This window comes from Streptomyces sp. NPDC059224 (assembly GCF_042754285.1).
Taxonomy (GTDB): domain Bacteria; phylum Actinomycetota; class Actinomycetes; order Streptomycetales; family Streptomycetaceae; genus Streptomyces.
On record NZ_JBHZAN010000016.1, the window covers coordinates 104,826 to 117,737 of the forward strand.

The 12,912-nt window shown below is 70.8% G+C and carries 13 protein-coding genes; 4 read left to right on the forward strand and 9 right to left on the reverse strand.

Annotated elements, in window-relative coordinates; all coding sequences use genetic code 11:
* Positions 1-122: 122 nt before the first annotated feature.
* Positions 123-770: an HAD family hydrolase gene (locus ACFXI4_RS19185; RefSeq protein WP_384992183.1), complete on the reverse strand. Its 648-nt coding sequence runs from the start codon at positions 768-770 to the stop codon at positions 123-125.
* Positions 771-839: 69 nt separating this feature from the next.
* Here ACFXI4_RS19185 and ACFXI4_RS19190 point away from each other — a divergent pair, with 69 nt between their 5' ends.
* A complete protein-coding gene (locus ACFXI4_RS19190; protein ID WP_362714324.1) occupies positions 840-1,199 on the forward strand; it encodes a hypothetical protein in 360 nt (119 codons plus the stop codon).
* 1 nt (position 1,200) lies between these two features.
* Positions 1,201-1,614, forward strand: a complete 414-nt coding sequence (locus ACFXI4_RS19195) for a hypothetical protein (RefSeq protein ID WP_384992185.1) — start codon at positions 1,201-1,203, stop codon at positions 1,612-1,614.
* Positions 1,615-1,684: 70 nt separating this feature from the next.
* Here the strand turns inward: ACFXI4_RS19195 and ACFXI4_RS19200 are convergent, their stop codons facing one another.
* The 3 genes from ACFXI4_RS19200 to ACFXI4_RS19210 form a co-directional block, all read right to left on the reverse strand.
* Entirely contained in the window at positions 1,685-2,182 is a 498-nt protein-coding gene (locus ACFXI4_RS19200) for a GNAT family N-acetyltransferase (RefSeq protein WP_384992188.1), read from the reverse strand.
* A gap of 44 nt (positions 2,183-2,226) precedes the next feature.
* On the reverse strand, positions 2,227-2,733 hold the full coding sequence (locus tag ACFXI4_RS19205; protein ID WP_384992191.1) for an RNA polymerase sigma factor: 507 nt from the start codon (positions 2,731-2,733) through the stop codon (positions 2,227-2,229).
* Positions 2,734-2,807: 74 nt separating this feature from the next.
* Positions 2,808-3,992: a glycerophosphodiester phosphodiesterase gene (locus tag ACFXI4_RS19210; protein WP_384992193.1), complete on the reverse strand. Its 1,185-nt coding sequence runs from the start codon at positions 3,990-3,992 to the stop codon at positions 2,808-2,810.
* A 320-nt stretch (positions 3,993-4,312) separates the two neighbouring features.
* On the opposite strand from ACFXI4_RS19210, the gene ACFXI4_RS19215 reads away from it, so the two are divergent.
* Positions 4,313-4,984 (forward strand): lysophospholipid acyltransferase family protein, encoded by a 672-nt coding sequence (locus tag ACFXI4_RS19215; protein ID WP_362714317.1) that lies wholly within the window; start codon positions 4,313-4,315, stop codon positions 4,982-4,984.
* Positions 4,985-5,145: 161 nt separating this feature from the next.
* Positions 5,146-6,780 carry a multicopper oxidase family protein gene (locus tag ACFXI4_RS19220; protein ID WP_384992196.1) on the forward strand — a complete coding sequence of 545 codons (1,635 nt, stop codon included), beginning with the start codon at positions 5,146-5,148 and terminating at the stop codon, positions 6,778-6,780.
* Between the two features lie 16 nt (positions 6,781-6,796).
* Here the strand turns inward: ACFXI4_RS19220 and ACFXI4_RS19225 are convergent, their stop codons facing one another.
* The 5 genes from ACFXI4_RS19225 to ACFXI4_RS19245 form a co-directional block, all read right to left on the reverse strand.
* On the reverse strand, positions 6,797-8,329 hold the full coding sequence (locus tag ACFXI4_RS19225; protein ID WP_384992199.1) for an MFS transporter: 1,533 nt from the start codon (positions 8,327-8,329) through the stop codon (positions 6,797-6,799).
* Positions 8,326-8,877 carry a TetR/AcrR family transcriptional regulator gene (locus ACFXI4_RS19230; protein WP_384992202.1) on the reverse strand — a complete coding sequence of 184 codons (552 nt, stop codon included), beginning with the start codon at positions 8,875-8,877 and terminating at the stop codon, positions 8,326-8,328. Before ACFXI4_RS19230 ends, ACFXI4_RS19225 begins: the two co-directional genes overlap by 4 nt.
* Before the next feature lie 82 nt (positions 8,878-8,959).
* Entirely contained in the window at positions 8,960-9,934 is a 975-nt protein-coding gene (locus ACFXI4_RS19235) for an aldo/keto reductase (RefSeq protein ID WP_384992205.1), read from the reverse strand.
* 139 nt (positions 9,935-10,073) lie between these two features.
* Positions 10,074-11,507 (reverse strand): argininosuccinate lyase, encoded by a 1,434-nt coding sequence (argH, locus tag ACFXI4_RS19240; protein ID WP_384992207.1) that lies wholly within the window; start codon positions 11,505-11,507, stop codon positions 10,074-10,076.
* A gap of 49 nt (positions 11,508-11,556) precedes the next feature.
* Complete coding sequence (locus ACFXI4_RS19245) at positions 11,557-12,750, reverse strand: argininosuccinate synthase (protein ID WP_384992209.1); 1,194 nt, start codon at positions 12,748-12,750, stop codon at positions 11,557-11,559.
* Between the last annotated feature and the right edge of the window lie 162 nt (positions 12,751-12,912).

A 12,912-nucleotide genomic window follows, 5' to 3' on the forward strand; every position in this document is an offset into this window, starting at 1 on the left:
GGCGTCATGGTCGCCTCGGTCGCAGGGGTGCGGTCGCTCGTCGTGGTCATGCGATCAGTAAACCAGACCGATGGTCCTGACAAGCCGCCGCTGTCCGCATCCTGGACAGCGGCGGACACGTGTCAGCGGCGCGCGGAGATCTCGACGACGTGGTCGGTGACCAGTGCCGACAGGGCCGAGAGGTCGCGCACCACGAGGTCCGCCTCCAGCTCGTGCGCCGGGTGGGTTGTGGCCAACGCCACGGTCGCCATTCCGGCTGCCCGGCCCGCCTGGAGTCCGGCCGGGGCGTCCTCGAAGACCACGCAGCGGGCCGGGTCGACGCCCAGCCGGCGGGCGGCGAGCAGGTAGGGCTCCGGGTCGGGCTTGCCGCGGGTGACGTCGTCGGCGGCTATCAGCGTCTTGGGCCGTATCGCGACCGCCTCCAGACGGGCCTCGGCGAGCCGGCGGGTGGCGGAGGTGACGACGGCCCAGCGGTCGGCGGGCAGGGAGTCGAGGAAGGCGGTGGTGCCGGGCAGCAGCCGGACCCCGCCGTCCGGCACGTCCTCCACCTCCAGCTGCTCGATCCGGGCGACGGCCTCCGGGACGAGGTGGGCGGGGAGCAGGTCGGCGACGATGGCCACGGCGGTCCTGCCGTGCAGTTCGACTCGGGCGTACTCCTCGGTGACGCCGTACTCCGCCGCCCAGCGGGTCCAGCAGCGCTCCACGGACTCGAGGGAGGAGACCAGGGTGCCGTCGTTGTCGAAAAGCAGGGCTTGTGCGTGGATCGTCATGGTCCAGACCCTACGGCGTAGGGCAGGGGCGACGGCGGGGGCCCGTTTACGCCGTAATAGGGTCACCGCATGCTCAATGCCCTGCTGCTGGTGACCGCGGTCGCCGCACTGCTGCTCGCCGCCTGGTGCGGCTGGGCCGCGTACCGGGACCAGCCGACCAAGGACTGGCACTTCATCGGCATGGCCGTGGTGTCGGTGCTGGCGGTGATCCAGCTGGTGGCCGGGATCGTCCTGCTGGCCGGGGGCGACAAGCCGGCCCAGGGTACGACGATCTTCGTGGCGTATCTGCTGGGCGCCTTCGCGTGCGTCCCGGCGGCGGGGTTCATGTCGCTGGCCGAGCGGACCCGGTGGGGCTCCGTGACGGTCGCCGCGGGCGGTGTGGTGCTGGCCGTGCTGGAGGTGCGGCTCTATGACATCTGGGGAGGGTGAGATGACGACCGTGGAGGAGAAGCCGAGGCGGCTCACCAGCGGGCCGGGCACGCTTCTCGTCTGGTTCTACGGCGTGATGGTCGTCGGGGCGGTGTCGCGGTCCGCTTACCAGATCGCGACCGAGTTCGACCGGGCGCCGCTCGCGTACGCGCTGTCGGCGGTCGCGGGTCTGGTGTACGCGTTCATCACGTACACGCTGGTGCGGGGCGGCGAGACCGCGCGCAGGGCGGCGCAGGTGTGCTGCGCCGCCGAACTCGCGGGGGTGTTGGTCGTGGGTACGTGGACCCTGGTCGACTCGTCCGCGTTCCCGGACGCGACCGTGTGGTCGGACTACGGGATGGGATACGTGTTCATTCCGGTGCTGTTGCCGGTCTCCGCGTTGTACTGGTTGCGGAGGAACGCCAAGGGGGCGTGAGCCGGGGCGTGCGCGACCACCGGTGACTCGCGGCTTGTCGCGCAGTTCCCCGTGCCCCTCAGGCCAGCGATCAAGCCGTCGTCGCGTACGTGCCGGCCGGCTTCTCCAGGACGATCATCGGGACGCCGTCCGCGCCCTTCGACGTGCCTACCGTTTCGTAGCCGACCCTGCGGTACAGGCGGAGGTTGTTCTCGCTGCGGTGACCCGTGAAAAGGCGGAACCTCTTGGCGCCGCGCTCCTCCTGCAGCGCACCCTCGGCCGCGCGCAGCAGCCGCGCGCCGATGCCGTGGCCCTGGAGGCGGGGGTGGACGCAGAGCTTGCCGATGGCGGCGGCGCCGTCCTCGGTGACCGAGCCGCGGACCGAGCCGACGACCTCCTCGCCGAGCCGGGCGACGAAGACGCAGTCGGACACGAGCTCCTGACGGACCGACTCGAGACTCTGGACGAGCGGGTCGATGCGGTAGTTGCCGTACAGCGCCGCCTCGCTCTGGAAGCACAGGTACTGGAGCCTGAAGATCTGCTCTGCATCCTGCTCGGTCGCCACCGAGATGGTCACGCTCATGCCCATGTGCGCACGCCTCCCGCTCACCTGATCGCCTGTCGTCCTCACTCCTATCCCCGCGCTTCGCGGGGCGCAACCTCCGGCGTCAACAATCGGCGCAGACAACCAAGACATCTGGAACGTTCCGGTCCCAGACTGCCCTGTGAGATACCCAACTCCCCCGCGATCTCCCGGTATGTCAGGTCTTTCGGGGAGAGCAGCGCCTGCACCAGACGGGGGCAGCGGCCGGGGAGGCGGGCGACCGCCTCGCGCAGGGCGCGGTGACGGGCGTCGGCGAGGGCGAGCAACTCGGGCGTGGGGGTGGCCCGGTCGGCCGGTTCGGTGCCGTAGGGACGTTCGCGGCGGGTCGTACGGCGGGTGCGGCGGGACTCGGCGCGGACGGCTCTGCGCAGCCAGTCCTCGGGTGCCCGGGGCGGCCCGTGGGTCTCCAGGTGCTCCAGGAGGCGGAGCCAGACGGTCTGTTCCAGGTCGCCCGGGTCGCTTCCGCAGGCATACGCCTCGGCCGCGGCCTCGGCGGTGAGCAGGGGGCCCAGGGCGGCCACCAGGTCGTCCGTCATACGCGGAACGACGCGGCCGCCCCGGGACAGGTTGCCGGGGCGGCCGGAACACCCCCCGAACGAGGGGCGGGCGCTCAGTCGTTGACGAAGGCGTCGCGGGCCAGGATCGCGGTGTCCGCGTTGTCCGAGAAGACACCGTCGATGCCGGTCTCGAAGTAGGCCTGGAAGACCGGGAAGACGTTGCCGTACGCGGTGACGTCGCCGCCCTTGCGGTAGGCGGGCGGCAGGAAGGGGTTCTCGTTGCGCATGGTGTAGGGGTGCAGGACCAGGCCCACCTTGTGCGCGTCCGCGACCAGCGTGCTCGGCGTGGTGAAGTCGCCCTTGGCGTCCTTCGGGATGATCAGGTCCAGGGTCGGGCCGATGCCCTGCGCGTAGCCGGCGATCTCCCGCAGGCCCTTCGGCGTGATCAGGTCCGCGACCGTGCGCGGGTCGCCGGTCGCGACGAAGTCGTAGGGCTGGGTGTTCGCCGCGGAGAGCAGGACGACCAGCGGGTTGTCGACCAGCGTGTTCAGGCGCTGGATGCTGGTCGGCTCGAAGGACTGGAGGATGACCGGCGAGTTCCGCCTGTCCTTGCCGTACTTGCGCAGCAGCTTGGCGACCCGCTCCTCAAGACCGAGTCCCAGCTTGCGGAAGTAGGTGGGGTGCTTGGTCTCGGGGTAGATCCAGACCTGCTTGCCGCGCTTGCGGGTCTGCTCGTCCTGCCACTTGAGGACCTCCTCGAAGGTCGGGATCTCCCAGTGGCCGTTGTAGAGCGTGTTGTGCGGGCGGTTGGCCGGGATGCGCTCGATCGCGCGCAGCCTCTTCAGCTCGGCGAGCGTGAAGTCCTCGGTGAACCAGCCGGTGGTGGGGACGCCGTCCAGGACCTTGGTGGTCCTGCGGTCGGCGAACTCCGGGTGGTCGGCGACGTCCGTGGTGCCGCCGATCTCCGGCTCGTGACGGCAGACCAGGTGACCGTCCTTGGTGGGGACGAGGTCGCCGGCCTCGACTATGTCGGCGCCGAGGTCGAGGGCCAGGTCGTACGAGCCGAAGGTGTGCTCCGGGCGGTAGCCGCTGGCGCCGCGGTGACCGATGATCGTCGGCTTCGGCAGGCTCTTCAGGCCGCCGTGGGCGTGGCCGGACTGCTTCGCCTCGGCCGCTCTGGCGGCACCGGGCAGTCCGAGGACCGCTCCGCCGGCACCGAGCACCGCGGCGCCGAGCAGGGCCCGCCGTCCGGTCGTACCGTTCACCTGTATCCGCTCGTTCGAGTCGTTCGTGTTCATGAGCGCTCTCCTGACCTTCGCCCTTGGATGCCGGCCGATCGTAGGGCTGCGGTGGTGACCGACGGGAGACCGCCGGCCCAACGGCCGGGTGACGCCGTATGGCTGATGGGCGGCGCGCCATGACGGTCCGTCGGCGACTTCCGTCACATCGCCGCGGCCCGGCCGCAAGCTGTCCCGCGGGCGGCACCGCAGGTAAACCAGCGTCAACAGTGCGTAAGACCTCGGTGAACCGGCCGTAGCCGATGTGCGCTCCCCACGGACCCGCGAGTAAAGTCCTCACCTGCACAGACTCATATCGCCCCTCGACATCGGAGGACCCGTTGTCCCGCTTCGCGCTCATCAAGGCAGTGCTCGGACCGATCATGCGCCTGATGTTCCGCCCCCAGGTGGAGGGCGTGGAGCACATCCCGGGGGACGGTCCGGTCATCCTGGCGGGCAACCACCTCACGTTCATCGACTCGATGATCCTGCCGCTGGTCAGCAGGCGGCAGGTGTTCTTCATCGGCAAGGACGAGTACGTCACGGGGAAGGGCTTCAAGGGCCGGCTGATGGCCTGGTTCTTCACCGGCGTCGGCATGATCCCGGTGGACCGGGACGGCGCGAGCGGTGGTGTCGCCGCGCTGATGACCGGCAAGCGGATCCTGGACGAGGGCCGGATCTTCGGGATCTACCCGGAGGGCACCCGCTCCCCCGACGGCCGGCTGTACCGGGGCCGTACCGGCATCGCGCGGCTGACGCTGATGACCGGCGCGCCGGTGGTGCCGTTCGCGATGATCGGCACCGACAAGCTGCAGCCGGGCGGCGCGGGCATCCCGCGGCCGGGCAAGGTCACCGTCCGCTTCGGCGAGGCCATGGAGTTCTCCCGGTACGAGGGCATGGACCGGGACCGCTACGTGCTGCGGGCCGTGACCGACTCGGTGATGGCCGAGGTCATGCGGCTGTCCGGGCAGGAGTACGTGGACATGTACGCCACGAAGGCGAAGGCCGCCTGACACCCTTTCGGCGCAGGGCACGGACCAGGCGTCCGTGCCCTTCTGTCTGCCATCCGCCTGACATCCGTCCACGTCCGCCTGGCGGTGGAATCTGGGCCGACACTCCGGTCGTTCCTTCACATTTACCGGCCATATGAGCACACAGCATGTCTTATTCAGACATGCAGAAACCTTCTCGGCGTACCCTGCTCCGTGCTCCGTTCGCTGCCGCCGGCGCGGGGCTACTGGCCTCTTGCTCCGACTCCGACTCGCCGTCCCGCTCCGGCCCGCAGCAGACGGCCGGGACGACGGCGTTCGTCCCGCAGGGGCCCAAGGGGTTTGTCAATCCGTCGGGTCCAGAGGTGCTCGCGACCGAGCGGAAACGCGGCTCCGGGCCCGTCCGCATGGTCACCTTCACCGCCGCCGAGAGCATGCTGGACCTGGGCGGGCGGTCGGTGCACAGCTGGGCGTACAACGAGTCGGTTCCGGGTCCGCTGGTGCGAGTCACCGCCGGTGACGTCCTGAGCCTGACCCTCAAGAACCGGCTGAAGGACAAGACCACGCTGCACGCGCACGGGGTGCGGCTGCGCTGCGACATGGACGGCGTTCCGGACCTGACCCAGGCGAGCATCGCGCCGGGGACGGACTTCATCTACCGCTTCGTCGCCGCCCACCCCGGCACCTACCTGTTCCACTCGCACGTCGGCATGCAGCCCGACCGGGCCCTGTACGCGCCGTTCGTCGTCGACGACCCGAAGGAGACCCTCGCCTACGACCAGGAGTGGATCGTCGTCCTGGACGACTGGGTCGACGACATCGACGGCTCCAGCCCCGAGCACGTGCTCGACCAGCTCAAGCCCGGCGGCTCGATGGCGATGAACATGCACATGGGCATGGGCCCCGGCCCCGGCAGCCCGGGCCCGCACCGGTCGGCGAGCGTGCCCCCGGCATCGCCGAAGTCCAAGAAGGGCCTGGGCCCCGACCGGGTGCTGCGGGACTCCCACAGCAGCCTGCTGCACGGCGAGGGCGGCAACGTCGCCTACCCGCACTACCTGATCAACGGGCGGCTGCGCACCGACCCGTCCGTCTTCCGCTGCCGTCCGGGCGACCGCATCCGGATCCGGCTCATCAACGCGGGCTCCGAGACGGCCTTCCGGGTGGCGCTCGGCGGGCACCCGATGACCGTCACCCACACCGACGGCTACCCCGTGCAGCACAAGACGACCGACGCCCTGCTCATCGGCATGGCCGAGCGGTACGACGTCCTGGTCACCGCCAAGGACGGCGTCTTCCCCCTCGTCGCGCTCGCCGAGGGCAAGCCGGGCAAGGGACTCGCGATCCTCCGTACGGACAAGGGGAAAAACCTTCCGTCACCGGATGTCCGCCCGGCCGAACTGGACCGTGTGATCGTGCCGGCCCGCCAGCTGCTGCCGGCCGACTCGGTCCGCCTGGACGAGCGCAAGCCGGACCGCGAACTGCGGATCAGGATCACGGGCTCGATGCAGCGCTACGACTGGGGATTCGACCACAAGGCGTACGACGTGCGGCAGCGGCACGCGGTACGGGCCGGCGAGCGGGTGCGGCTGACGCTCGTCAACGCGACCGACATGTGGCACCCGATGCACCTGCACGGGCACACCTTCGCCGTCGGCGGACTGAACTCGGAGCGGGCCCGGAAGGACACGACGGTCGTACTGCCGCACCGCAAGCTGGTGCTCGACTTCGACGCCGACAACCCCGGGCTGTGGATGCTGCACTGCCACAACCAGTACCACTCGGAGAGCGGGATGATGACGGTGCTCGGCTACCAGAAGTGAGGCGTCAGATGAGGCGTCACACGGACTGGGTGTCTTCCAGTTCCTGCCCCCTCAGCAGGAACCAGGCGGCCACCGCCGTCGCCAGGAGGACCGCGGCGCCCGCGCCCGAGGCCAGGTGCAGGCCGTGGACGAAGGAGTCCCGGGCCGCCGCCAGCATCTCGTTCGCCGTCCGCGGGGGCAGGGCCGCCGACGCCTGCACCGCAGCGCCCAGGGATTCGTGGGCGGCGGCCGGGGTGCCCGCCGGGGCCGGGAAGCCGCGGTAGACGCCCGTCACGATCGAGCCGAGCAGGGCGATGCCCAGGGCCGCGCCCAGTTCGTACGCCGTCTCGGAGACCGCCGAGGCGGCGCCGGCCTGGTCCCTGGGAACGCTGGAGAGGATCACGTCCGCCGTGACCGTGAAGGAGAGGCCGGCGCCGACACCGACCACCAGGAGGGCGGTGCCGAGGACCGGGTAGCCGGTGGACTGCGAGAGCGTGGTCAGGGCCGCGAGGGCCACGCCGACGGCCGCCAGGCCGCCGGAGACCACCGCCCGTACCGAGTGGCGGCGGGCCACCCGGCCGGCCACCAGGCCCGCCGCCACCGCGCCGACGGCGGCGGGGAGTTCGGCCAGGCCCGCCTCGAACGGGTGTCTGCCCTGGACCAGTTGCAGGTACTGGGAGAGGAAGAACACCAGGCCCGACATGCCGAGCACGGTCAGCAGGTCGGCGAGGACCGCGCCGCTGAAGCCGCGCCCGCGGAACAGCCTCATGTCCAGCAGCGGCTTGGGCAGGGTGAGCTGGCGGCGGACGAAGCCGTAGAGGGCCGCGGCACCGAGGAGGGCGGTTCCCGCGGTGACTCCGGTGAGGCCGTGGGTCGCGGCCTCCTTCACCGCGTACACGACCGCGATCATGCCGACCAGGGACAGGACGACACTCGTCAGGTCCCAGGGACCGGGGTCGGGGTTGCGGGACTCGGGCAGCGTGCGGATGCCGACGAGGACCAGGACCACCATCACCGGCAGGTTGATCAGGAAGACCGACCCCCACCAGAAGTGTTCGAGCAGGAAGCCGCCCGCGATCGGGCCGACGGCGGTGCCGGCGGAGGCGGTGGCGCCCCAGATGCCGACGGCGAGGCTGCGCTCGCGCGGGTCGTGGAAGAGGTTGCGGATCAGGGCGAGGGTGGCCGGCATCAGGGTCGCGCCGGCGACGCCCAGCAGGGCACGGGCCGCGATCATCGTCCCGGGGCTCCACGCGTACGCGTTCAGGACGGATATCGCACCGAACGCCGTCGCACCGCCGAGCAGGATCCGCTTGCGCCCGATGCGGTCGCCGAGGCTGCCCATGGAGACCAGCAGGCCCGCGATGACGAACGAGTAGACGTCACCGATCCAGAGCAGCTGGGTACCGGAGGGTTCGAGGTCTTCGCTGATGTAGGGGGTGGCGAGGCCGAGGACGGTCGCGTCGACGGCCACGAGCAGCACGGCGAGCACGAGGACGGAGAGCGCCAGCCAGCGGCCCGGGCGCTTCCCCTCCGTCTCCGTGGCGAACGCCGGCCGCACGGTGCTGGTCATGATTCCTCTCTTCGTCGTGCACCGCCGAGCAGCAGCTCGACGATCATGTGGGTGAAGTCCCTCGGCGCGACCCTGCCCTCCGTCACCGCCCAGGCGGCGGAGGCCAGCAGGCCGTACAGCGCCTCGGTGAGCCAGGCGGGAGTGAGATCGATACGGAACTCGCCGCTTCGCTGGCCGCGCCGGAACAGGGCGGCGATGCGCTCGTCGATACGGGTCCAGCCCTGGTTCTGCTGCTCCCCCTCGAACAGCTGGTTCTCGGTGTAGAGGAAGGCCAGCAGCCCGGCGGCCGGTTCGATCTCGCGGACCAGCCGGTGCACGGCGTCGGCCGCCGGGCCCTCGTCGAGGCGGGCCGCGCCCAGCGCCGCCTCGCACTCCTCGATGCCGAGCGCCTCCAGCGCGCGGACGAGCGCGTCCCGGCCCGCGAAGTGCCGGTGCAGGGTGGCCCGGCTGATGCCGGCGGCCTTGGCGACCTCGTCCATGGTCGCGGTGGATTTACGGGTCAGCAACGCGGCTGCGCTGCGCAGCACCTGCTCACGGTCGAGGGCCATGAGACAAGAATAACCCACATGAGACAGATCTGTCTCACACTAGGCATGTGTGGGCCACAAGGGGCTGGCCGTGGGGGTCTCGTCAGTGCCAGGGCAGGCTGCCGCGGCGCTCCCAGTAGACGTGCGGCTCCTCGGCCAGGGCGGCGAGCCGGGTCAGCTGGTCCTCGTCGAGGTCGACCGCGGCCGCGTGCAGGTTGGACGCGAGCTGCCCGAGCGTCGCCGCGCCGGACAGGACGACACCGGCCCAGGGCTGCCGCAGGACGAGGGCGAGGGCCACCGCGTCGCAGCCGAGACCGGTCTCCTCGGCGACGGCCCGCAGCGCGTCAGGGGCGTGCGGGGCGGCGAGCCGACCGTTGGCCATGCCCTCCTTCACGATCACCGTCAGTCCGGCGTCGCGCGCCTCGGCGAGGGCGGGACCTGCCGAGGTCTCCAGGGCGTTGTACGTCGACTGGACGGTACGGAAGAGCGGCTCGCCGTCGACCGTGACGGCGAGGGCGGCACGGACGGCCTCGGCCTGGGCCGGGCCGCTCGTGGAGAAGCCGACGGTGAGGCCGCCGGCCGCCGCCTCCGCGAGGCGGGCGTGGAGTTCCTTGTCGGTGAGGGCCGGGCTGTCCGGGGTCACCGAGTGGATCTGGTAGAGGTCGAGGTGGCCGTCGAGAAGTTCGGCGCTCTCGGCCCGCTGGCGGTCGTAGGTCTGGACGCTGTGGTCCTTGACCTCGTGCGTCTCGGCGTCCGCGGACCAGCCGGCGGTGTAGGTGTAGCCCCACTTACTGCCGACGACCACGTCGGCGGCGGCCTCGGGGCGGGAGTCCAGCCAGTCGGCGAGGAACTCCTCGGAGCGGCCGTAGGAGCGGGCCACGTCGACGTAGCGCACGCCCTGGGCGTAGGCGGCGTCGAGGAGTTCGTGCGTGCGGGCGCGGAGGGCGGCGACGCTGCGGTCCTCGCCGAGGTCCTCCTCGCGGCCGAGGTTGATGTAGCCGGGACGGCCGACCGCGGCGAGGCCGAGGCCGATGTGACAGGTGGGAGTTGTTGCTGTTGCCAGTCGGGCGAAGGGCATCGCGGGCTCCGTCGGGTCGGCTTCGGGTCGGCTCTGACCAACGTAACCCGCGACGACCTTCGCCTCAGCACTCGGGCGGTGCGGTGTCGTCGCGGGTGCGGACGCGTCGTGGCTGGTCGCGCGGTTCCCCGCGCCCCTTTCAGGCCCGCTGTCGGGCGGTCGCCCAGGAGTGCTGATCCGCCACGTCCGCCTTCACCTCGGCCAGCTGGATCGCGACCGCGCTCGGGGCCGTGCCGCCGCGGCCGTCGCGGGAGGCCAGGGCGCCCGGGACGTTGAGGACCGTCCGCACCTCCGGGGTCAGGTGAGCACTGATCTTGGCGAACTGTTCGTCCGTCAGCTCGTCCAGTTCCTTGTTCTCGGCCTCCGCCGCCTTGACGCACTCGCCCGCCACCTCGTGGGCCACGCGGAACGGGACGCCCTGCTTGACCAGCCACTCCGCGATGTCGGTGGCGAGGGAGAAGCCGGCCGGGGCCAGTTCCTCCATGCGCTCGCGATGGACGGTGAGGGTGGCCATCATGCCGGTGAAGGCGGGCAGCAGGACCTCCAGCTGGTCGCAGGAGTCGAAGACCGGCTCCTTGTCCTCCTGGAGGTCGCGGTTGTAGGCGAGGGGCAGCGCCTTGAGGGTGGCCATGAGGCCGGTCAGATTGCCGATCAGGCGGCCGGACTTGCCGCGGGCCAGCTCCGCGATGTCCGGGTTCTTCTTCTGCGGCATGATCGACGAGCCCGTGGAGAACGCGTCGTGCAGGGTCACGAAGGAGAACTCCTTCGTGTTCCAGATGATGACCTCCTCGGCGATCCGGGAGAGGTTCACCCCGATCATCGCCGTGATGAAGGCGAACTCCGCGACGAAGTCACGGGAGGCCGTGCCGTCGATGGAGTTCGCGGAGCTGCCGCGCTCGAAGCCGAGGTCCCTCGCCACCGCCTCCGGGTCCAGGCCGAGCGAGGAGCCGGCGAGGGCGCCGGAGCCGTACGGGGAGACGGCCGTGCGCTCGTCCCACTGGCGCAGCCGCTCGGCGTCCCGGGACAGGGACTGGACGTGGGCCAGGACATGGTGGGCGAAGAGCACCGGCTGGGCGTGCTGGAGATGGGTACGGCCGGGCATGGCCACGTCCGGGTGGGCCTCGGCGAGGCCGATCAGGGCGTCCTGGAGGTCGGCGACCAGGCCGCCGATCACCCGGGCGTGATCCCGCAGGTACATCCGGAAGAGGGTGGCCACCTGGTCGTTGCGGGAACGGCCGGCCCTGAGCTTGCCGCCGAGGTCGGGACCGAGCCGCTCCAGCAGGCCGCGCTCCAGGGCCGTGTGGACGTCCTCGTCGGCGATGGTGCCCACGAAGGAGCCGGCCGCGACATCGGCCTCCAGCAGGTCGAGGCCCGCGATCATGCGCTGCAGTTCGTCCGCGGTGAGCAGGCCCGCCTTGTGCAGCACGCGCGCGTGGGCACGCGAACCGGCGATGTCGTAGGGCGCGAGCCGCCAGTCGAAGTGGACGGACGCGGACAGCTTCGCCAGGGCCTCGGCGGGACCGTCGGCGAAACGGCCGCCCCAGAGCCGAACGTCACCGCTGTTGCTGCTCACTTGCGTTGCTCCTAGGGAGGGTTGAAGGGTGGACCGGATCCTTGCAGATCTATGCCAGGTCGCGCTTGGCGGCGATCTTCGACGACAGGCTGTAGATGTCGATGAAGCCCTTGGCCGCGGCCTGGTCGAAGGTGTCGCCGGTGTCGTAGGTGGCGAGGCTGAAGTCGTAGAGGGAGGAGCCGGAGCGGCGGCCGGTGACGACCGCGCGGCCGCCCTGGAGCGTCATCCGGATGTCTCCGGTGACGTGCCGGTTCGCCTCGTCGACGAAGCAGTCCAGGGCGCGCCTGAGCGGGGAGAACCACTGGCCGTCGTAGACGAGTTCGCCCCAGCGCTGTTCCACCTGGCGCTTGTAGCGGGCGAGTTCGCGCTCGACGGTGACGTTCTCCAGTTCCTGGTGTGCCGTGATGAGCGTGATGGCGCCCGGGGCCTCGTACACCTCGCGGGACTTGATGCCGACCAGCCGGTCCTCCACCATGTCGATCCGGCCGACGCCCTGGGCTCCCGCGCGCTCGTTCAGTTCCTGGACGGCCTGAAGGACGGTGACGGGCCTGCCGTCGATCGCGACCGGGGCGCCCTGCGCGAAGGTGATGACCACCTCGTCGGGCTCGCGCGGGGTCGCCGGGTTCTGCGTGTACTCGTAGATGTCCTCGATCGGCCCGTTCCAGATGTCTTCCAGGAAGCCGGTCTCCACGGCACGGCCGAAGACGTTCTGGTCGATGGAGTACGGGGACTTCTTGGTGGTCGCGATCGGGAGGCGCTTCGCCTCGCAGAAGGCGATCGCCCTGTCCCGGGTCATCGCGTAGTCGCGGACCGGGGCGATACAGGTCAGGTCGGGGGCGAGGGCGACGATGCCGGCCTCGAAGCGGACCTGGTCGTTGCCCTTGCCGGTGCAGCCGTGGGCGACCGTGGTGGCGCCGTGCTTGCGGGCCGCGGCGACCAGGTGCTTGACGATCGCCGGCCGGGAGAGCGCGGAGACCAGCGGATAGCGGTCCATGTAGAGGGCGTTGGCCCTGACCGCCGGGAGGCAGTACTCCTCGGCGAACTCGTCCCGGGCGTCGGCGACCTCGGCCTCGACCGCGCCGCAGGCCAGGGCTCGCTTGCGGATGACGTCCAGGTCCTCGCCGCCCTGGCCGACGTCCACCGCGACGGCGATGACCTCGGCGCCCGTCTCCTCGGCGATCCAGCCGATGGCGACGGAGGTGTCCAGCCCGCCGGAGTAGGCGAGTACGACGCGCTCGGTCATGGGTTGCTCCTCCCGTACATCCCCCTGCTGTGCATGATTATGCAGAGGTCTGCATGATTCGTCAATCGAGCCCGCTCCGGTCAGGGGGCCTTCCGGGCGCTGCCAGAGGTTCGTGAAGGGGGTTTGAACAAACGAAACCGCTTTCTCGTACCCATGCCTGAA